Source organism: Streptomyces sp. NBC_00287 (assembly GCF_036173105.1).
Lineage (GTDB): Bacteria > Actinomycetota > Actinomycetes > Streptomycetales > Streptomycetaceae > Streptomyces.
Map to the genome: position 1 here is coordinate 5,391,630 of NZ_CP108053.1, position 19,816 is coordinate 5,411,445.

General features: G+C 69.2%; 18 protein-coding genes. 13 read left to right on the top strand and 5 right to left on the bottom strand.

Going from position 1 to position 19,816, the window contains the following annotated elements; all coding sequences use genetic code 11:
- The first annotated feature begins 4 nt into the window (after positions 1–4).
- The 7 genes from OHT76_RS24555 (at position 5) to OHT76_RS24585 (ending at position 6,543) form a co-directional block, all read left to right on the top strand.
- Complete coding sequence (locus OHT76_RS24555; RefSeq protein WP_328873017.1) at positions 5–1,219, top strand: MFS transporter; 1,215 nt, start codon at positions 5–7, stop codon at positions 1,217–1,219.
- The gene (locus OHT76_RS24560; RefSeq protein ID WP_328873018.1) at positions 1,170–2,345 is read left to right on the top strand and encodes an acetoin utilization protein AcuC; all 1,176 of its coding nucleotides are present in this window, start codon (positions 1,170–1,172) and stop codon (positions 2,343–2,345) included. Before OHT76_RS24555 ends, OHT76_RS24560 begins: the two co-directional genes overlap by 50 nt.
- Positions 2,346–2,713: 368 nt before the next feature.
- A complete protein-coding gene (locus OHT76_RS24565) occupies positions 2,714–3,529 on the top strand; it encodes a phosphatase (RefSeq protein ID WP_328873019.1) in 816 nt (271 codons plus the stop codon).
- A 129-nt stretch (positions 3,530–3,658) separates the two neighbouring features.
- Positions 3,659–3,871: a helix-turn-helix domain-containing protein gene (locus tag OHT76_RS24570; RefSeq protein ID WP_004984898.1), complete on the top strand. Its 213-nt coding sequence runs from the start codon at positions 3,659–3,661 to the stop codon at positions 3,869–3,871.
- A 157-nt stretch (positions 3,872–4,028) separates the two neighbouring features.
- Complete coding sequence (locus tag OHT76_RS24575) at positions 4,029–4,127, top strand: 30S ribosomal protein bS22 (RefSeq protein WP_003948845.1); 99 nt, start codon at positions 4,029–4,031, stop codon at positions 4,125–4,127.
- Positions 4,128–4,414: 287 nt separating this feature from the next.
- On the top strand, positions 4,415–5,476 hold the full coding sequence (locus tag OHT76_RS24580) for an NAD-dependent epimerase/dehydratase family protein (protein WP_328873020.1): 1,062 nt from the start codon (positions 4,415–4,417) through the stop codon (positions 5,474–5,476).
- A 14-nt stretch (positions 5,477–5,490) separates the two neighbouring features.
- On the top strand, positions 5,491–6,543 hold the full coding sequence (locus OHT76_RS24585; RefSeq protein ID WP_328873021.1) for a lysophospholipid acyltransferase family protein: 1,053 nt from the start codon (positions 5,491–5,493) through the stop codon (positions 6,541–6,543).
- Between the two features lie 89 nt (positions 6,544–6,632).
- Here OHT76_RS24585 and OHT76_RS24590 read toward each other — a convergent pair whose 3' ends face one another.
- From OHT76_RS24590 to OHT76_RS24600, 3 genes are all read right to left on the bottom strand, one after another.
- Entirely contained in the window at positions 6,633–7,865 is a 1,233-nt protein-coding gene (locus OHT76_RS24590) for a DUF5667 domain-containing protein (RefSeq protein WP_328873022.1), read from the bottom strand.
- A gap of 233 nt (positions 7,866–8,098) precedes the next feature.
- Entirely contained in the window at positions 8,099–8,872 is a 774-nt protein-coding gene (locus tag OHT76_RS24595) for an ECF subfamily RNA polymerase sigma factor, BldN family (RefSeq protein ID WP_315886350.1), read from the bottom strand.
- A gap of 483 nt (positions 8,873–9,355) precedes the next feature.
- A complete protein-coding gene (locus tag OHT76_RS24600; protein WP_328873023.1) occupies positions 9,356–10,282 on the bottom strand; it encodes an HAD family hydrolase in 927 nt (308 codons plus the stop codon).
- 116 nt (positions 10,283–10,398) lie between these two features.
- Here OHT76_RS24600 and OHT76_RS24605 point away from each other — a divergent pair, with 116 nt between their 5' ends.
- The 5 genes from OHT76_RS24605 to OHT76_RS24625 all read left to right on the top strand — a co-directional run bounded on the left by OHT76_RS24605 (position 10,399) and on the right by OHT76_RS24625 (position 16,033).
- Positions 10,399–10,686, top strand: coding sequence for a glutaredoxin family protein (locus OHT76_RS24605; protein WP_443049832.1), 288 nt, complete (start codon positions 10,399–10,401; stop codon positions 10,684–10,686).
- Positions 10,687–10,921: 235 nt separating this feature from the next.
- Entirely contained in the window at positions 10,922–11,686 is a 765-nt protein-coding gene (locus tag OHT76_RS24610) for a redox-sensing transcriptional repressor Rex (RefSeq protein WP_328873025.1), read from the top strand.
- Positions 11,683–13,380, top strand: coding sequence for a glutamyl-tRNA reductase (locus OHT76_RS24615; protein WP_328873026.1), 1,698 nt, complete (start codon positions 11,683–11,685; stop codon positions 13,378–13,380). Before OHT76_RS24610 ends, OHT76_RS24615 begins: the two co-directional genes overlap by 4 nt.
- Positions 13,377–14,336, top strand: a complete 960-nt coding sequence (hemC, locus tag OHT76_RS24620; protein ID WP_328873027.1) for a hydroxymethylbilane synthase — start codon at positions 13,377–13,379, stop codon at positions 14,334–14,336. Before OHT76_RS24615 ends, hemC begins: the two co-directional genes overlap by 4 nt.
- Positions 14,333–16,033 (top strand): uroporphyrinogen-III synthase, encoded by a 1,701-nt coding sequence (locus OHT76_RS24625; protein WP_328873028.1) that lies wholly within the window; start codon positions 14,333–14,335, stop codon positions 16,031–16,033. The genes hemC and OHT76_RS24625 overlap by 4 nt, the downstream gene beginning before the upstream one ends.
- Before the next feature lie 63 nt (positions 16,034–16,096).
- Here the strand turns inward: OHT76_RS24625 and OHT76_RS24630 are convergent, their stop codons facing one another.
- Positions 16,097–17,476, bottom strand: a complete 1,380-nt coding sequence (locus OHT76_RS24630; RefSeq protein ID WP_328873029.1) for an FAD-binding oxidoreductase — start codon at positions 17,474–17,476, stop codon at positions 16,097–16,099.
- 542 nt (positions 17,477–18,018) lie between these two features.
- Between OHT76_RS24630 and hemB the strand changes: the two genes are divergently transcribed.
- A complete protein-coding gene (gene hemB / locus OHT76_RS24635) occupies positions 18,019–19,011 on the top strand; it encodes a porphobilinogen synthase (protein WP_328873030.1) in 993 nt (330 codons plus the stop codon).
- A 2-nt stretch (positions 19,012–19,013) separates the two neighbouring features.
- Here the strand turns inward: hemB and OHT76_RS24640 are convergent, their stop codons facing one another.
- Positions 19,014–19,685, bottom strand: coding sequence for a DUF4232 domain-containing protein (locus OHT76_RS24640; RefSeq protein ID WP_328873031.1), 672 nt, complete (start codon positions 19,683–19,685; stop codon positions 19,014–19,016).
- Positions 19,686–19,816 lie beyond the last annotated feature (131 nt).

Genomic DNA, 19,816 nt, shown 5'->3' on the forward strand with positions numbered 1-19,816 from the left:
CGCCATGACTGATGTGCTGCGGCGCGGCAGGGCCTCGCTGGCGTTCGGCTTCTTCGCCCAGGGCGTCGCCTTCGCTCTGCTGGTGACCCGGATCCCGGCCATTCAGGACCGGTACGGGGTCTCCGACGCGCTGCTGCCGGCCTTTCTCGCCGCTGTACCGATCCTGGCCGGGGTCGGGAGTGTGGCGACCGAGCGGCTGGTGAAGCGGGTGCCGCCGAGCCGGGTGCTGCGGTGGTCCCAGCCGGTGGTGTTCCTGGCGCTGCTGGGCGTTGCGGCAGGGGACCGGATGGTCGAGCTGGGGGTGGCGCTCGGGGCGTTCGGGCTGGCCGTGGGGGCGTTGGACGCCTCGATGAACATGCTCGGGGTGAGTCTGCAGCGGTCGTACGGGCGCAGCATCATGCTCAGTTTTCACGCCGCGTACAGCCTGGGCGGGATCCTGGGGGCCTCGCTGGCTTGGGCGGGGGCGCACTGGGATCTCGCGCTGGTGGTGTCGTATCTGCCGGTTGTTGTGCTGTTGCTGCCTGCCGCGCTGGTGGGGAGTCGGTGGTACGTCGACGGGGTGGCGGCGCCGGAGCTTGTGGGGGATCAGGGCTCGGCGGGAGGCGTCGGGTTCAAGGTGCTGTTGCCGTTGTGTCTGGTGATGACCTTCGCCTACATCGGGGATTCCACGGTCTCCAACTGGAGTGCGAAGTATCTGCAGGATGTGCTGGGAAGCAGTGAGCAGCTGGCGACTGTGCCGTACGCCGTCTACATGGTGACCACGCTGTTGGGGCGGACCATCGGGGACTTCGGGGTGCGGCGGTTCGGGGCCGTGGCTGTGGTGCGGGTGGGGACGGTGGTTGCCGCGGGTGGGTTTGCCGTCGTGGCCGGGGCGCCTGGGGCCTGGGTGGGGATGCTCGGGTTCACCTTGCTCGGGCTGGGGCTGTCTGTGCTGGTGCCGCAGACCTTCGCCGCGGCGGGGCGGTTGTTTCCGGGGGCGTCCGATGCGGCCGTTGCTCGGCTGAATGTGTTCAACTATGTGGGCTTTTTGATCGGTTCGCCGTTGGTGGGGGCCTTGGGCGATGCGTGGAGTTATCGCGGGGCGATGCTTGTGCCGATGGTGTTGGTGCTGGTGACGCTGGTGTATGCCCGATCGTTCGACGCTCAACCGGACCGATACGGTGGCGGGCATGAGCGGCCGCGCACAGTTGATGTGGGACGAGGCAGTAACGGGGTATGACTTCGGTCCGGACCATCCGATGGATCCGGTCCGGCTCGCCCTGACCCGGCGACTGATCGAGGCCTTCGGGCTCGATCGGGACGTGGATGTGGTCGCGGCGAAGGCGGCGGGGGATTCGACCTTGCGGCTTGTGCATCGGGAGGACTACATCGAGGCCGTGAAGGCGGCGTCGGTGGATCCTGGGGCGGCGGATGGGTCGTACGGTCTTGGGACGCTCGATGATCCTGCGTTCGCGGGGATGCATGAGGTTTCCGCGCTGATTGCGGGGCAGTCGGTGGGGGCTGCGGAGGCTGTGTGGCGGGGGGAGGCGCTGCATGCGGTGAACTTCGCGGGTGGGCTGCATCATGCGATGCCTGGAGGTGCGGCGGGGTTCTGCATCTACAACGATGCGTCGCTCGCTATTGCGCGGTTGTTGGAGCTGGGGGCCGAGCGGGTCGCGTATGTCGATGTGGATGTGCATCACGGGGACGGTGTGCAGGCTGCCTTCTGGGAGGATCCGCGGGTTCTGACGATCTCGCTGCATGAGCATCCGCGGACTCTGTTTCCGGGGACCGGGTGGCCCGAGGAGACCGGGGCTGCGGGGTCGGCGGAAGGGTCGGCGGTGAATGTGGCGTTGCCGGCGGGGACCGGGGACGCGGGGTGGTTGCGGGCGTTTCATGCTGTGGTGCCGGAGCTGATTGCTGAGTTTCGGCCGCAGGTGTTGGTGACGCAGCACGGGGCGGATACGCACTTCGAGGATCCGTTGGCGCATTTGGCCGTGTCTTTGGATGCGCAGCGGGCTGTGCAGGTTGCCTGTCATTCGTTGGCGCATGAGTACGCCGATGGGCGGTGGGTGGCGCTCGGGGGTGGGGGCTACGCCGTGGTGGATGTGGTGCCGCGGTCGTGGACGCATCTGGTGGGGATTGCTGCGGGGCGGGAGATTGCTCCGGAGGCTTCGATTCCCGAGGGGTGGCGGCAGGAAGTGTTTGCTCGTACGCGGCAGTTGGCGCCGGTGCGGATGACTGATGGGCGGTGGCCTGTGGGGTGGGGGGCGTGGGAGGCGGGGTACGACCCTGCGGATCGGTTGGATCAGGCGGTGTTGGCGGCTCGGCGGGCGGCGTTTCCGCTGCGAGGGTTGCTGCCGTAGGGGTTTTTCGCCCCCGCCGCCCCTACCCGTCCCTCCCCCAGAGGGGGGACCCCCACCAGGGGCTCTGCCCCTTCGACCCCGCCAGGGGGCTCCGCCCCCTGGACCCCCGTCGGCCCTGAAGGGGCCTCGTCCTCAAACGCCGGACGGGCTGAAAGGCGCCGACCGGCGCCGAGAGGTGCGGGCACCTGAGGGCGCAGCACCCTGCGGGTGGGTGGGGGCTAGGGATGGCAATCCCCGCCTCACATGCCGGACCAGCTGAGAACCGTCGGCCTGCGTTGAGAAATGCGGGTACCAACCCGTTACGCCAACCGTGCGCACTTCCCCCATTCCCCCCGCCCCCTCACCCCCCATCCGTCAGCATCGCTCCCGTGTTGTCCATCGGTGCTCTGCGTGCTCATCTTGTTGCCGCTCGGTTGGCTGGGGTTGTGGCGACCTCTCGGGAGGAGAGTTTGCGGAGTTATCGGCTCTTTGCTGCTCGGGATCCTCGGGTGCTCCTCGGGATTGATCCTCAGGCTGCTTGGGGGCAGCGGGAGTTGGTGGCGCTGATGGCCGACAAGTGTGGGGTTTCCGGTGATCCGTTGCGCGTTGACGGGCATGATGTGATCGATCCTGGGCGGACCCTGGCCGGACTTGAGGCGTTCGCCGCGCGGATCGGGGATGTCGCGCAGCGCAATGGGACCGTGTTGATCGGTACCGGACATCCGCATCGACTGCTCGGTTTCTACGTCGCCCTGGCGGACGCTCTCTCGGCGGCTGGATGTGCCGTACTCACACCGGCGCAGGGTCGCTGTGTCGACATAACGACCCGGTTCGGTCTACGCACGTACAACCTTGACTACGTACGAGGAGTCGCGCTCGTGCGAGAAACCGACGCTCTGAGCTCCGGTTGTGAGCCCGGCGCACACACGCATTCGCCGCTCCCGGTTCGTACCGCGCTGGCCGCGGCCGCCGAGGCCGGCGGGCCGCTGCCGGAGCTTGTCATCGGGGATCACGGGTGGGTCTGCGGAGCAGGTCAGCTGGGGTTTGAGGCCATTGGGCTCGCCGATACCGATGACCCCGCGCTCTTCGTGGGGGAGGCCGAGGGGGTCGTGTCCGTCGTCGTTCCACTTGATGACGCTGTGCGGTCTGATTACTACCGGCCGCTTACCCGCTACGTACTCAATCGAGCGTGTCTGTCACAGTAGGTCGCCGATGGCTGCACCTCTTCCCCACTCGCATCACCCGCCCCTACATTGGGGAGTGAGCACGCAGCGACGAAGAGTCACCGGAAGGGGAAGCCGGTGGCCGTCGAGTGCGGAAGGTTCAGGTGTGTCATGGCTGCAGCTGGCGAGAGGCCTCTGAACGAGGTTCAGTTCCTTACCGTGGCGGAAGTCGCCTCGGTGATGCGAGTGTCGAAGATGACCGTGTACCGGCTGGTGCACAGCGGTCATCTGCCCGCGATCCGGGTGGGGCGGTCCTTCCGCGTCCCCGAGCAAGCGGTACACGAGTACCTCCGCGAGAGTTATGTGGGGGTGGAAACCGCCTGACGGCACAAGGGTGCGGGGGGATCCTCAGGGCACCAACGGATCTCCCCGGACACCTCGATTACGACCTCAGCGCTCGGGCGGGTAGGCTAGCCCCTCGTAGGTCGTGTGGGCCCATGGCGCCCAAACACCGAGTGATGAGAAGTGAGCGAGGGTAGTCGTGGGCTCTGTTATCAAGAAGCGGCGCAAGCGGATGGCCAAGAAGAAGCACCGCAAGCTGCTCAAGCGCACGCGCGTTCAGCGTCGCAACAAGAAGTAAGTTCGCGACGCGAGCCGCGAGAGCGTATGTGTGGCCCCCCACCGGATCAGGTGGGGGGCCGCGCGCGTTTTTCGGGGCGATGTGCGGCGGGCCGGACTCCGTGCGTAGGTCTGGACGCCGACATGGCTTGGTCTGTTCGTACGTCTGTGGATGTCGTCACTTCGTGCATTGGGTGGTCATCACAGCGCAACATCAACACGCTAAGTTGGCCGCACACGGGGAACCCGGCAGGGTAACGAGCAGCGGTATATCGGGTCTGGACGATTCCTGGAAGGAAGGCGCTGATCTTGGGCAAGGTCGTGCTCGTGACCGGAGTGGCCCGTCAGCTTGGGGGCCGGTTCGTACGACGGATCCAGCGTGACCCACAGGTGGACCGGGTCGTCGCCGTGGACGCGGTTCCGCCCGAGCACCATCTGGGTGGCGCGGACTTCATCCAGGCCGACATCCGGCAGCCCACCATCGCGCGGGTACTGGCCGAGACGGCCGCCGACACGGTCGTACACATGGATGTGACGGGCACGGCGCTCGGCAGCGGCAGCCGGACCATGGTCAAGGAGACCAACGTCATCGGCACCATGCAGCTGCTCGGGGCCTGCCAGAAGTCCCCGACCGTGAAGCGGCTCGTGGTGAAGTCCAGTACGAATGTGTACGGCTCCGCGCCTCGGGATCCGGCCGTGTTCACCGAGACCACTCCGCCGAAGTCCCTGCCCAGCGGCGGGTTCGCCAAGGACACTGTCGAGGTCGAGGGGTATGTGCGGGGGTTCGCCCGGCGGCGGCCGGACGTCGCCGTGTGTGTGCTGCGGTTCGCCAATATCCTCGGGCCGACGGCGGACTCGCCGCTCGCCGCGTACTTCTCGCTGCCCGTGCTGCCGACCGTCTTCGGCTACGACCCGCGGCTGCAGTTCGTGCACGAGGACGATGTGATCGAGGTGCTGCGCATCGCCTCCCACGAACCCGGGCGCGGCACCCTCAACAGCGGCACCTTCAATATCGCCGGCGATGGAGTCCTGCTGCTGTCGCAGTGTTCGCGACGGCTCGGCCGGCCCACCGTGCCCCTGCTGCTGCCCGCCGTCACCTGGGCCGGCTCGCTGGTGCGTACGCTCGGTATGACGGACTTCTCGCCCGAACAGATCCGGCTGCTGACCCATGGCCGGGTCGTGGCCACGGACCAGATGCGTGAGACCCTCGGCTTCCAGCCGAAGTACACGACCGCGGAGACCTTCGCGGACTTCGCGCGCAGCCGCGGACCCGGACTGCTCCCGCCGGAGGCCCTCGCGGGGGCCGTTGACCGGATCGCCGCGCTGTCCCTGCCGGGCAGCGGTCACCCCCAGACGCAGAGCGCCAACTGAGGAGCGCATCAACGATGGCGGATGCCAAGGTCATTCCGTTCGACGACGACCGGTCCCGTGCGGGCGCCGTGCAGCGGCCGCCGCGGCGCCGGAGCGCGGGGAGCCGACGCAAGAGCGCGGAGCCCGCGCTGGTACGTGAGGTCCGTGAGGTCCAGCCCCTGCCCGACCGGGCGGCCTCGCAGGATGATGTTCCGGTGACTCAAGAGAAGCGGGAGCCGCAGGACGGCGGCGGCCTGGAGCGGCGGATCGCCGGCGGCCTGTCCTTTCTGCGCCGCCGCCTCACCGGGGACTACGAGGTCGACGACTTCGGCTACGACGAGGAGCTGACCGACCAGGTCCTGATGTCGCTGCTGCGCCCGGTGTACGAGAAGTACTTCCGGGTCGAGGTGAAGGGCGTGGAGAACATCCCGTCCGAGGGCGGTGCGCTGATCGTCTCCAACCACTCCGGCACCCTGCCGCTGGACGGCCTGATGATGCAGGTCGGCGTCCACGACAACCACCCCGCGGGCCGTCATCTACGGCTGCTCGCGGCGGACCTGGTCTTCATGCTGCCGGTGGTCAATGAGCTCGCGCGCAAGCTGGGCCACACCCTGGCCTGCGCGGAGGACGCCGAACGCCTTCTCGGCCAGGGCGAGCTGGTCGGGGTGATGCCGGAGGGCTTCAAGGGCATCGGCAAGCCCTTCAGTGAGCGCTACAAGCTTCAGCGCTTCGGCCGCGGCGGCTTTGTCTCCACGGCACTGCGCCAGGGCGCGCCGATCATCCCGTGCTCGATCGTGGGCGCGGAGGAGATCTACCCGATGATCGGCAACGCCAAGACCCTGGCCCGGGTCCTGGGTTTCCCGTATTTCCCCCTGACCCCGACCTTCCCGTGGCTGGGCCCGCTGGGCGCGATCCCGCTCCCCACCAAGTGGACGATCCAGTTCGGCGAGCCGATCCCCACGGACGGCTATCCGCCGGAGGCCGCCGAGGACCCGATGCTGATGTTCAACCTGACGGACCAGGTCAGAGAACAGATCCAGCACACGCTGTACAAGCTGTTGGTGCAGCGCAGGTCGGTCTTCTTCTAGGACCGCTCAGGTCTCTTCGGACAGAAGAAACGTTTATACGGCAACGGGGGCGCCCTTCCTGAGAAGGGCGCCCCCGATCCGCGTACCGCCTAGTCCGCGTCCTCGCCGTCGATGCCGAGCCCGGGGAGCAGCCCCGGGAGCAGTGGCGGGAGTGTCACATCCGGCTCCGGGACCGGCGGATAGCTGGTCGACGGAGTCGTACTGCCCGTGCTGTCCTTCGGCGGGTCGAGCAGGCCGCCGGTGCTGCCGCCGAGCAGGCCGTCGTCCTCGGCGCCGGAGCCCGCGGACTTGCTGGGGCTGCCGCTGCCGGTCTGGCGGCCGTCGGAGGCGCTGTTGCCGCTGCTGGGGGCGGTCGAGCGGTCCGTACCGGACGAGCCGGTGGAGGCCGCGCCGGAACCGCCCTGGCGCTGTCCGGAACCGCCGCCCTGGGCGGGAGGCTCGGGCAGCAGGGATTGCAGCGGGGCCACTTCTTCGTCTATGGCGTCGAAGATCGACGATACCTGCTCGCCGACGTCGCCGAGCTGGACGGGGAGCCGGTCGCGCAGGGCGCCCCAGGCGTCTCGGTGCGAGCGGGAGAAGGTGTCCAGCGCCTGGATGGGGCCGAGGGAGTCCGGGTCGGCCTCGTACGCCGCGGAGAGCAGACGGTGGCCCTCGGAGGCGTCGTGGTGCATCCCGGACAGGGCGCGGCGGATCTCGCCGAGGGACTCGTGGTCGAGTTGGCCGCCGCGGTCGCGCTCCATCAGCCGACGGGCCTCGCTCAGCCGGGTGGAGGCCTGGTCGAGGAAGGCCTGGCCGCGCTCGCTGTCGCCGTCGGCGAGACCGCGCTTGAAGTCCTCGATGCCCCGCTTGAGGCCGTAGAGCGAGTCACCGGGCAGGGCGTCACCGCTGGCAGCGGCGACCCCGCCGAAGGCTCCGGCGGCCACGCCGACGCTGAGGCCGCCCGCGGCAAGGCCCTTGGTGAGCCGGGAACGCGGTCGCAGCTTGCCCAGTGGGCTCGCCCGGTGCGCACCCCGGCCCCGATGAGAACGCTGCTCCGGTACCGAAGGATCCGCCCCGCTGCCCGCGCCCTCCAGCAGCATGGCCTCCATCGCGGCCACGAGCTGGGCCCGCTGGACGACTTTGACCGCGGGATCCATCTCCGGTTTGGGTAGCTCGCCGAGACCGGATGCGAGGGCCAACAGGCGGCCCTGCTCGGTCTGTTCCGCAGCAGCCGGGGCCGGTGCCGGTCCTTCGGACTGCTCGGCCGCCGTGCCCCGGTCGGATTCCTCCAGGGCCTGGGCGAAGGCGTTCGCCCGCCGGTGCGCCGATACGTTCGCGATCACTGGCGGCACCTCCTCTCGTCATGACGGTCGACTCCCCAGGGGGTCCTGAGGGTTGCACGACCCGACCACATCCACACGATCGAGTGATCGGAGGCGGCCGGGTAGTGACCACAGGGAGCCTGCATCCCGCACAACGAGCGTCGCGGCACTTGGGTTACGGACGACGGATGATCGGATCGGGGAGTCAACGGACCATCACCGAAAGCGAGTTGAGTACTACCGAGCGTATGTGATCAACGGGCGTCGTCCGGCAGGAGCCGGGCGAGGGTGCGTACGGCGCGGTACTGGAGGGTCTTGATGGCGCCCTCGTTCTTGCCCATGACACGGGCGGTCTCGGCGACGGAGAGCCCCTGGAGGAAGCGGAGCGTGACGCACTCCTGCTGCTGGGGATTGAGCCGTCGAACGGCGTCCAGCAGGGCGGCGTTGGACAACGACTCGAGGACGGAGTCCTCCGGGGAGCGCTCGACCTCGTTGGCGTCGAGCATCTCGCCGGTCGTGACCTCCAAGCGGAACCGGCTGGACTTGAAGTGGTCGGCGACGAGGTTGCGGGCGATGGTGACCAGCCACGCCCCGAAGTCCCTTCCCTGCCAGGTGAAGGTGCCGATGCGCCGGAGCGCCCGCAGAAAGGTCTCACTGGTGAGGTCCTCGGCGGTGGCCTTCCCTCCCACCCGGTAATAGATGTACCGATAGACGGTGTCGCTGTACTGGTCGTAGAGCCGCCCGAACGCGTCGGCCTCGCCGGCCTGTGCGCGTTCGACGAGATCCATCATTCGCGCGCTGTCGCTGTCTGCGGCAGGCCGCCGGGCGGTGGTGGCGCCGGTGGAGCGACCCCGTCTGCCGACGGCGGCGCTGCCGTCGGCGAGCGCGTAGCACGGGCCGACGGGGGCGGCGGCTACGGCAAGGGTGGGGACGGCGTACGCGGTGGGGACGAAGCCGCGCAACAGGTCTTGGACCGTTGCGCGCAGCGTAGCCAGGCCCGAGGCGTCAACCCCGACGTGTGGGTACACGGGACTCCCAGAGGCAGAGCTTCCATCACGTGCAGTGCGGGACCGTTCACCCGTCGTAGCGACGGAGGGGTACCGGTTTGCGTCTGAGGAGAATAACGCTTCGTGCAGGCGCTGCTACACCCAGTTGCTCAAATCATCGATTACGTCGCTTCTGTAACCGAATGACGGTCGATCAAGTGCCGCACAGTGACCGGTTGTTGATCAGAGTGGGTCGTATTCCGGTCGGGTCCGGGGCGTGTTGTGGCCGTGTGCAGCCAAGGGGACTGGACAGGGCGTTGTGGGGGTACCGGCTGGGGATTGGCCGGGTTCGGTGCGCGCGGCTTGCTGGTGATCAGAGGTGGGCGCGGGTGGGCGCGGTCCGGTCGGCGGGGCTGACGTGGGGGTGGGTGTCGCTCACCCGCGCCGGGTTGTAGTGCGGGCATAAGCCATGGACCTGCAGCTACGCGTACCCCCGCCGGGCCGCGCGGGCCGCCGCAGGCATCGTCAACGTCGGCGGCGGGAGATCGCGATCGCGGCTGCCGTGCCGCCGGCTACCGCGCCGACGCCTGCCGCGGCCGGGATGCCGACCTTTGCCGCTTTGCGGCCCGTTCGGTAGTCGCGCAGGCGCCAGTCCAGGTCGCGGGCGTGTTTGCGGAGCTTGGTGTCCGGGTTGATCGCGTAGGGGTGGCCCACCAGGGAGAGCATCGGGATGTCGTTGTGGCTGTCGCTGTAGGCCGCGCAGCGGGTCAGGTCCAGGCCCTCCGCTGTCGCCAGCGCGCGGACCGCCTCCGCCTTCGCCGGGCCGTGCAGCGGCTCGCCCACCAGCTTGCCGGTGTAGACGCCGTCCACCGACTCCGCGACCGTGCCCAGGGCGCCGGTCAGGCCCAGGCGGCGCGCGATCACCTGCGCGATCTCCACCGGCGCCGCCGTCACCAGCCACACCTTCTGACCCGCGTCCAAGTGCGCCTGCGCCAGCGCCCGCGTCCCGGGCCAGATCCGCTCCGCCATGTACTCGTCGTAGATCTCCTCGCCGATCGACATCAGCTCGGAGACCCGGTGACCCTTCACGATCGACAGCGCCGAGTCCCGCGCCTCCTGCATGTGCTCGGGGTCCTCGACCCCCGCCAGCCGGAACCACGCCTGCTGCCAGGCGAACCGGGCCAGATCGCGGGTCTCGAAGAACTTCCGCTTGTACAGGCCCCGCCCGAAGTGGAACAGCGCGGCACCCTGCATCACGGTGTTGTCCAGGTCGAAGAACGCCGCCGCCTTGTCGTCCCCGAGCACCGGGAACTCCGGTTCCTCCTCGGACACCGGCTCCGGCACGGCTTCGGGGACCGACTTGCGCGCAGCCTCCGCCGAGGCCTCGCCTGCCAACACGCTCCGCGCCGTGGCGGAGCGCCTACGGGGAGTGAGCCATCCGAGAGCGGCCATGGCGTGAGCATAGCCATTCCGTTCGGTGCTTCCGGAGTCGAGAGGTTGGGACGCTGTGAACTCTGCACGACCGTGGCGTTAAACAAGCGATCCCGCGCGATGCCGACCGCGCGAGAATGGCCGACATGAGTCCCATCTTTCGCCGAAAGCAGGTCAACGCTCCTGCGGAGCGGCTCGTCACCCTGATCCGTAAGCCGGGATGTCACTTGTGTGATGACGCACAGATCGTCATCGAGAAGGTCTGCGGGGAACTCGGTGTTCCCTGGGAGCAGAAGGACATCACCCAGGATCCCCAACTCCACGACCAGTACTGGGAACAGATCCCCGTCGTACTCGTCGACGGTGAACAGCACACCTTCTGGCGGGTGAACGAAGATCGCCTCCGCAAGGCACTGACTGACTAGTCCAACTGTCCCGGCCGGTCGCTTAGGATCGATGGTGACTTGGTCTTGGGGGCGGGATTGATGAGGGAAGTGTGCGGTTTTGCCTCTGAGAGCGACGCGCGTGACCCCGGTCACGTTGGCCGGGCAAATCGGACACCATCTTTGTGCACGCGTTCACAAAGACATAGCCTGCTGTCGACGGGGCGGTCTGGGTACGTGTGACCGCCTGCAGCCCCGCTCTACCCGCAGGAGCACCGTGGCAACTGGCCGAACTCACCGACCGGCGACCCGTAGCCGAGGGATTCCCGAGGCCACCGTCGCCCGGCTTCCGCTGTACCTCCGCGCGCTGACCGCACTGTCGGAGCGCTCGGTACCCACGGTCTCCTCCGAGGAGCTCGCGGCCGCGGCGGGGGTCAACTCCGCCAAGCTGCGCAAGGACTTCTCCTACCTGGGCTCCTACGGGACGCGTGGTGTGGGTTACGACGTCGAGTATCTCGTGTACCAGATCTCCCGCGAACTGGGGCTGACCCAGGACTGGCCGGTTGTGATCGTAGGTATCGGTAACCTCGGCGCCGCGCTGGCCAACTACGGCGGGTTCGCCTCGCGTGGATTCAGGGTCGCGGCGCTGATCGACGCCGATCCCGCAATGGCCGGAAAGCCCGTGGCCGGGATCCCCGTCCAGCACACCGATGACCTGGAAAAGATCATCGAGGACAACGGCGTGTCGATCGGTGTCATCGCCACGCCCGCCGGTGCCGCCCAGCAGGTGTGCGAGCGGCTCGTCGCCGCCGGCGTCACCTCCATCCTGAACTTCGCGCCCACCGTGCTGTCCGTCCCGGACGGCGTCGACGTGCGCAAGGTCGACCTCTCCATCGAGCTTCAGATCCTCGCCTTCCACGAGCAGCGCAAGGCCGGCGAGGAAGCCGCGGCGGCCGACGCCACCGCTCCGGTCGCCGCCGTCCGCGGCGAGTCCGGCGACAAAGGGCCAGACGGGGACGTACCCGCCGTGATGCCGGCATGAGTCTTCTCGTCGTAGGACTGAGTCACCGCAGCGCTCCGGTCAGCGTGCTGGAGCGGGCCGCGCTGAGCGCGGACGCCCAGATCAAGCTGCTCCAGGACACGGTCGCCGCGGAGCCGGCCACCGAGGCCGCGGTGCTCGCCACCTGCAACCGGATCGAGCTGTACGCCGACGTCGACAAGTTCCACGCCGGTGTCGCCGAACTGTCCACGCTGCTCGCCCAGCACAGCGGCGTGGGGCTGGATGAGCTCACGCCCTATCTGTACGTGCACTACGAGGACCGGGCCGTCCACCATCTGTTCTCGGTGGCCTGTGGACTCGACTCGATGGTCGTGGGCGAGGGGCAGATCCTCGGACAGATCAAGGACTCCCTGGCCCGAGCGCAGGACCTGCACACCGCGGGGCGGCTGCTGAACGACCTGTTCCAGCAGTCCCTGCGGGTCGGCAAGCGCGCGCACTCCGAGACCGGCATCGACCGGGCCGGACAGTCGCTGGTCACCTTCGGCCTTGAGCAGCTTTCCGGTGGTACGGCTGTGCAGGACTGGGCGCGTGGGAAGAAGGCGCTCGTCATCGGTGCCGGGTCGATGTCGTCGCTGGCGGCGGCGACGCTGGCGCGGGCCGGGGTTGCCGAGGTCGTGATCGCGAACCGTACGGCTGATCGGGCCGAGCGGCTTGCGGAGATCTTGAACGACGGTACGGCCGGGTTGGCGCGCGCGGTTTCCATGGACGCGGTGCCGGATGAACTGACACGTGCCGATGTCGCCGTTTCCTGTACCGGAGCTACCGGGCTGGTGCTGGCGGCCGAGACCATCGCGGCGGCGCTGCACGTCCGCGGGGTGGTCGCGCAGCCCGGCGCTGACGGGGTGCCGGCTTCTCCGGCAGCGGGCGCCGCCCAAGCGGCACGACTGCCCGCAGGCCAGGCCAGTGAGGTCGAGGACAGCTGTCCCCTCGATCTGCCCTCCCTCCAAGCCACCGCCGGATTCTCCGTGTTCGGGGAGGCCGCCGTGGCCGGGATGGGTGCTGCCGAGTTGGAGCAGCACGCGGCGTGGGTGGACAACGGCGCCCCGCGTCCCCAGAGCGCTTCCGACGAGGCCGAGGCCATTGCCGCGCTCGCTGCCGCCGCTGCCGCCATCGGCCGGATCCCCGAGCGGCGTAAGCCTGAGGCGGTCGTCGTGGCCCCGCGGCCCGAGCCCGTGCTGTATCTCCTCGATCTCGCCATGCCGCGGGACATCGACGCGGCCGTGCACCGGCTCGGTGGAGTGCGGCTTGTCGATATCGAGTCGCTCGCCGAAGCCTCCGCCGACGTTCCCATGGCGGCCGACGTCGACCAGGTCCGTCGTATCGTCTCCGACGAGGTCGCCGCATTCGGGGCGGCGCTCAGGGCCGCGCACATCACGCCGACCGTGGTCGCGCTGCGGACCATGGCCGCGGATGTCGTCGCCGGGGAGATCGCCCGTCTCGAAGGGCGGCTGCCGGGGCTCGACGACAAGCACCGCAGTGAGATCACCCAGACCGTGAAGCGCGTCGTGGACAAGCTCCTGCACGCGCCGACCGTACGGGTCAAGCAGCTCGCGGCCGAACCCGGCGGCGCCGGGTACGCGGACGCGCTGCGGACCCTGTTCGACCTCGACCCCGAGACGGTGGCCGCCGTCTCCCGGGCCGAGGACAGCACCGAGAAAGACCGAGGGCCGGCATGAAAGACAAGGCACTGAGGCTCGGGACCCGGCGGAGCAGACTCGCCATGGCCCAGTCCGGGCAGGTGGCGGACGCCGTGAGCCAGGTGACCGGACGGCCCGTGGAGCTCGTCGAGATCACCACGTACGGCGATGTCTCCCGGGAGGCGCTCGCCCAGATCGGCGGCACCGGCGTCTTCGTCACCGCGCTGCGCGAGGCGCTGCTCAAGGGTGAGGTCGACTTCGCGGTGCACTCCCTGAAGGACCTGCCCACCGGGCAGCCCGACGAACTGACGCTCGCCGCCATCCCCGAGCGCGAGGACCCGCGCGACGTGATCGTCGCCCGGGACGCGCTGAAGTTCACCGACCTGCCGCGCGGGGCGCGCATCGGTACGGGTTCGCCGCGCCGTATGGCACAGCTGAACGCGTACGCGCGCAGCCACGGTCTGGACATCGAGACGGTCCCGATCCGGGGCAACGTCGACACCCGGATCGGATACGTGCGGGACGGTGAGCTGGACGCCGTCGTGCTCGCCGCCGCCGGACTGAACCGCATCGGCCGGATCGACGAGGTGACCGACTTCCTGTCGGTCGACACGGTTTTGCCCGCCCCCGGCCAGGGGGCCCTGGCGATCGAGTGCACCGCGGACAACGCGGACCTCATCGCCGCGCTCGGTGAGCTCGACGACCCGTTCACGCGGGCCGCCGTCACCGCCGAGCGGTCACTGCTCGCCGCCCTGGAGGCCGGCTGCTCCGCCCCTGTGGGCGCGCTGGCCGACCTGCTGGCCGACGGGCAGATTGTCAAGGAAATGCGCCTGCGGGGCGTCGTCGGCACGACCGACGGCACTCGTACGGTGCAGCTGTCCACCACCGGTCCCGTGCCCGAGACGCACGACCAGGCGCTGGCGCTCGGTCGCGAACTCGCTGCCGAGATGCTTGCCCAGGGCGCGGCCGGTCTGATGGGGGAGCGAGCACAGTGAGCCCCACCACCCTTCCCGTCGGCCTGGAACACGGTCACGTCACCTTCCTCGGTGCCGGACCCGGGGATCCGGGACTGCTGACTCTGCGCGCTGTCGAGGCGCTGGCGAACGCGGACGTTCTTGTCGCCGAGCACGAGGTGCTCGACGTCGTCCGGGTGCACGCCAGGCCGGGCGTGGCCGTAGTGAACGCGGATCCGTCCTCGGACCCTGTTCCGGGCACAGGCACGCCTCAACTAGCGGTAGTTGACGGCGCGTCAACAACCGCTGGGGCACCCGCTGTGCGGGATGCCGCACATCTTGTCATGGAGGCCGCGCGGGGCGGCAGGCGGGTCGTGCGTGCGGTGTCCGGGGACCCCGGGCTCGACGCGTACGCCGCCGAGGAGATGCTGGCGTGCGCCGCGGCGGGGGTGCCCTTCGAGGTCGTCCCCGGTATCGCGGCCGCGGTCGGTGTACCCGCGTACGCCGGTGTTCCGCTGCGGGACGCGCAGGGCGCGGACGTGCGGTTCGTGGACGCGCGGACGGCGTCCGACCGGTGCTGGACGGAGGTGGGGGCCTCGGACGGGACGGTGGTCGTGTCGACGTCCCTCGACTCCGTCGCTGCCGCCGCCGGTGAGCTGGTCGCCGCCGGGCGCAAGCCCGATACGCCCATGACGGTCACCGTCGCCGGTACGACCACGCGCCAGCGGACCTGGACCGCCACCCTCGGCACCATCGCGCAGACGCTGAAGCAGGCCAAGGTGCTGCCCTCGCCGGAGGGCGGGCGGCCGGTGATAGCCGTGGTCGGTGAGCGCTCCGCCGCGGCTCAGCGTGAGCAGTTGTCGTGGTTCGAGTCCAAGCCGCTCTTCGGGTGGCGGGTGCTCGTGCCGCGCACGAAGGAGCAGGCGGCTTCGCTCTCCGACCAGCTTCGGTCGTACGGGGCCGTGCCGCACGAGGTGCCGACCATCGCCGTCGAGCCGCCGCGGACGCCTCAGCAGATGGAGCGCGCGGTCAAGGGGCTCGTGACGGGCCGCTACGAGTGGATCGCCTTCACCTCGGTGAACGCGGTCAAGGCCGTGCGGGAGAAGTTCGAGGAGTACGGGCTCGATGCCCGCGCCTTCGCCGGGATCAAGGTCGCGGCGGTGGGCGAGCAGACGGCCAAGGCGCTGATCGCCTTCGGCGTGAAGCCGGATCTCGTGCCGTCGGGGGAGCAGTCGGCCGCGGGTCTCTTGGAGGACTGGCCGCCGTACGACCCCGTCTTCGACCCGATCGACCGGGTGTTCCTGCCGCGGGCCGATATCGCCACGGAGACGCTGGTCGCCGGGCTGATCGAGCTCGGGTGGGAGGTGGACGACGTCACGGCCTATCGGACCGTGCGGGCGTCGCCGCCGCCGGCGGAGACTCGGGAGGCGATCAAGGGGGGTGGCTTCGACGCCGTTCTCTTCACGTCGTCGTCCACCGTGCGGAACCTGGTGGGTATCGCCGGTAAGCCGCACAACGTGACCGTGATCGCGTGTATCGGTCCGGCTACCGCGAAGACCGCCGAGGAGCATGGGCTGCGGGTGGATGTGATGGCTCCGGAGCCGTCCGTGCACAAGCTGGCCGAGGCGCTGGCGGACTTCGGCGCGAAGCGGAGGGACGCGGCTGTGGAGGCCGGGGATGCGGTTACTCGGCCGAGTGAGCGGCGGCCGGGGGCGCGGCGTCGGCGTACGACGACCTGAAGGTGACGGTCGGCTGGGGCGGCAGGGTGTTGGGTGCCGCCCCAGTGGCATGTCTGCTTCCGGTTACGCGACTGTGTGGCCGTAGCGCAGCAGGTTGTTCGGGTCGTACGTCTTCTTCGCCTGGCGCAGGCGGGTGAGGACCTCCGGGGTCCAGGCTCGGGCTCTGTCCTCGGCGTTGCCCGGGGTGCCGTGGATGTTGACCATGGTGTGGCCTGTGCCGTAGGGGGACATCGCGTGGTGCAGGGAGGTTGTTGCCTGCTCTATCGCTTCCGCTGCTGGTGGGGCTGCCAGGACTCCTACCGCTTCCATCAGGTAGTTCGCGTCCCTCGCGCAGATCGCGTCCTCTGCGCGCGGTGGGCGGGACAGGGCACCGCCCATGTGGCGCAGGCCGACCATCAGCAGGGGGAAGTCGGTTACTTGCGGGCCTGCATGGCTGAGGAAGGCGCGGACCGCTTCCGGGGGGAGTTCGCGTATCAGGGAGCAGGATTCTCGGGCGGGGAGGGGGTCCTGGGGCTCCATGTAGATGCGGTCCATTGCCGCGTACGGCATTTCCTCGACCGTGTCGACCACTACGGGGGCGGCGTCGCGGATCGTCGCGAGCAGCGCCTCGCCTTCCGCCGGGTCCGCTGTCCAGGCCACCGCCACTCGGGCCCAGAAGCCGCCGCGCAGGGGTTCGGGGATCTGGGGGATCGGGGGGAGGCGTAGCAGCGTGAAGGCGCTGCACATTTCTTCCGGAACGTGCCTCGTCCATTCCGCCCAGGTGGTCAGGAGGGGTTCCGCGTCTTCGCCCGCGCAGTAGATGCCGCCGCCGAGGATCGTGGGGAGGGGGAGCAGGTCGCAGGTCAGGGAGGTGACTATGCCTACGTTTCCCTTGCCGCCTTTCAGCGCCCAGAACAGGTCCGGTTCCTGGGTGGCGTCCGTTTCGTGCAGGATGCCGTCCGGGGTGACCACCTGGAAGCTGTGGACCAGGTCGCTTGCGTAGCCGTAGGTGCGGCCGAGGACGGGGAGGCCGCCGCCGAGGGTGTAGCCGATGACCCCCGCGTCCGTGGAGGAGCCGGTGAGGGCGGCGAGGCCGTGGGGGGCGGCTGCGTCCAGGACGTGCCGCCACTTGGCCCCTGCGGAGATTTTCGCGGTGCGGGTTTCCGGGGTGATCGTCACGTCTGTCATGCGGGTGGTGTTGATGAGCAGACCGTGGTCGATCGGGTAGTTGGCGCCGTGGCCTGTGGCCTGGACGGCTACGGGGGTGTGGGTGGCCGAGGCCCAGCGCAGGGCGGTGACTATGTCGTGGGGGCTGGTGGCGCCTATGACTACGTCCGGGGTGTGGAGGGCGGCGAGGTTGAAGCCGGTGACTTCGTCGGCGTAGCCGGGGGCGCCGGGGCGTAGGACCGGGCCCTGGATCTCTGAGAGGGCGAAGAGGTCGGGGGTGGGGTGGGGGGCGGTCATGGGGTCCTCCGTCGGGGGCGTACGGAGGGACGGCGGCGGTCGGGGGTGGCCGTCGGGGTCCTGGGTCGCTTGTCCTTCCAGGATGGCTTGTGGGGGTGGGGTGTGCAGGTTGTGGGGGCGGGATGCGGTGCCCTGCGGGTGCGGGTGCGGGTGCGGGTGCGGGTGCGGGTGTGCGCGCGTGCGGGTGTGCGCGCGTGCGGGTGCGTGGGGGCTTGGGTGGGGTGGGTTTCGCTTGCCCGCGCTTGCGGGGTGCCGCTTTCTTTGGCAGCGGGCGCCGCCCCAGCGGCACGACTGCCCGCAGCTGCGCGGGTTGGGTGGGGCTGGCCGCTTCGGTGGCCGCCGTTGCGGCGGGTCTTCGGCAGCTGCTGGGTGGGCGCCGCCCTAGCGGCACGACTGCCAGCAGCTACGCGGGTTCGGCTGCCTCGCAGTTGCGCGGGGTGTTCCGTGCTGTACGACTGCCCGCAGCTACGCCGGTTAGGTGGGCGTTTGCGCCGACATTGCGTCGGCATCGGGGGCCCCGAGGCGGGCGTAGCGTTGGTTTTATGACGACGTATGGATCATTTCCCGGGAGTCGGCCTCGGCGGTTGCGGGGGTCTGCTGTCATGCGGCGGATGGTTGCTGAGACTCGGTTGCATCCGGCCGATCTCATTCTTCCCGCCTTTGTGCGGGAGGGGGTCAGTGAGCCTGTTCCTATTGCCGCCATGCCCGGCGTTGTGCAGCACACTCGGGACAGTTTGAAGAAAGCCGCTGCTGAGGCTGTTGCCGCTGGGGTTTCCGGGATCATGTTGTTCGGGGTGCCGGAAGAGGGCAAGAAGGACGCCCTTGGGACTCCTGGGACCGATCCTGATGGGATTCTTCAAGTCGCCCTGCGGGATGTTCGTGCCGAGGTCGGTGACGAGCTTCTTGTGATGTCTGACCTCTGTCTCGACGAGACCACCGATCATGGGCACTGCGGGGTGCTTGACGACCAGGGGCGGGTCGACAATGACGCCACCCTTGAGCGGTACGCCGAGATGGCTCAGGTCCAGGCCGACGCCGGCGCCCATGTCGTCGGGCCCAGCGGGATGATGGACGGGCAGGTCGGGGTCATCCGCGACGCACTGGACCAGATCGGGCGGGATGATGTCGCCATCCTCGCCTACACCGCCAAGTACGCCTCCGCCTTCTACGGGCCCTTCCGGGAAGCCGTTGCCTCGTCCCTCCAAGGGGATCGGAAGACTTATCAGCAGGACCCCGCCAACGTACGGGAGTCCATGCGGGAGTTGGCCCTCGATCTGGAGGAAGGGGCCGACATGGTGATGGTCAAGCCCGCCGGGCCCTATCTCGACATCCTCGCGCGCGTCGCGGATGCCGTGGATGTGCCGGTCGCCGCCTACCAGATCTCCGGTGAGTACTCCATGATCGAGGCCGCCGCCGAGAAGGGGTGGATCGATCGGGATCGCGCCATTCTGGAGACGCTCACCGGGATCAAGCGGGCGGGTGCGCGGAACATCCTCACCTACTGGGCCACCGAGGCCGCCCAGAAGATTCAGTAGGTTCAGTAGCCCAGGGCGTCCTCCGCCTCCGTCTGCCAGTACGTCACCGACAGAGTGCTGTCGTAGTACAGCCCCTTTGTCGGCAGCGATGGAGTCGCGGAGGCGCCTCCCGAGCTGTTCGGGGTCTTGCCCTGGAACGCGACCGTCAGCTTCTTGCCGGTCATACCGCCCTCACCGCTGCCGTCCGCCGCGCTGAGCAGAACGCCCGCGTAGCCGGAGTCGCCCGGGTCGAGGGTCGGTACGGCCTGCGGCTTGCTGTCCGCCATCGCCTGCGGTACCCACTGCATCTCGTCGAAGCGAAGCACCGGGTAGTACAACAGCGCGCACGGCTTCGAGCCGGTGTTGGTCACCGTCAGCAGCATGTGGTTCAGGGGGCGGGACACCGCCTGGGCGGTGACCTTCGTGTTCGAGCCGTTGCAGATGGCCGGCTCCGACGTGGAGGGCTCGTCGGCCTGGTTCGACTCCGTTCCGGATGACTGCTCCGCTGCGGATGACTGCTCCGCTGCGGGCGGCTGCTCGGTCTGCGTCGGCTGCTGCGTGGCCGTCGTCGAGGCCGTCGGCTTCGACGCACCCTCGTCCTGGGTGCCCGTGCCGTCCTCACATGCGGTGAGGGCGAGCGTCGCGAGGGTGGCGCCTGCGGCGGCGAGAAGGCGGGCGTGGCGGAAGGTGCGCATGTCTGGATTCCTTGTCCGTGTCAGCGGGTTGGCTGTGGATGAGGAGAGCTTGTGCGATCTTTTGTCCCAGGCGCAGCACCCGGCGGGGGATCCGGGACACTGGAACGCCCGCAACGGGTCTGACGTGGGGA

Bases quoted from the DNA above. Each gene is read 5' to 3' on its own strand.
- OHT76_RS24555 (WP_328873017.1), top strand. From the start codon at position 5: ATGACTGATGTGCTGCGGCGCGGCAGGGCCTCGCTGGCGTTCGGCTTC.
- OHT76_RS24560 (WP_328873018.1), top strand. From the start codon at position 1,170: ATGAGCGGCCGCGCACAGTTGATGTGGGACGAGGCAGTAACGGGGTAT.
- OHT76_RS24570 (WP_004984898.1), top strand. From the start codon at position 3,659: ATGGCTGCAGCTGGCGAGAGGCCTCTGAACGAGGTTCAGTTCCTTACC.
- OHT76_RS24585 (WP_328873021.1), top strand. From the start codon at position 5,491: ATGGCGGATGCCAAGGTCATTCCGTTCGACGACGACCGGTCCCGTGCG.
- OHT76_RS24600 (WP_328873023.1), bottom strand. From the start codon at position 10,282: ATGGCCGCTCTCGGATGGCTCACTCCCCGTAGGCGCTCCGCCACGGCG.
- OHT76_RS24605 (WP_443049832.1), top strand. From the start codon at position 10,399: ATGGCCGACATGAGTCCCATCTTTCGCCGAAAGCAGGTCAACGCTCCT.
- OHT76_RS24615 (WP_328873026.1), top strand. From the start codon at position 11,683: ATGAGTCTTCTCGTCGTAGGACTGAGTCACCGCAGCGCTCCGGTCAGC.
- hemC (WP_328873027.1), top strand. From the start codon at position 13,377: ATGAAAGACAAGGCACTGAGGCTCGGGACCCGGCGGAGCAGACTCGCC.
- OHT76_RS24630 (WP_328873029.1), bottom strand. From the start codon at position 17,476: ATGACCGCCCCCCACCCCACCCCCGACCTCTTCGCCCTCTCAGAGATC.
- hemB (WP_328873030.1), top strand. From the start codon at position 18,019: ATGACGACGTATGGATCATTTCCCGGGAGTCGGCCTCGGCGGTTGCGG.
- OHT76_RS24640 (WP_328873031.1), bottom strand. From the start codon at position 19,685: ATGCGCACCTTCCGCCACGCCCGCCTTCTCGCCGCCGCAGGCGCCACC.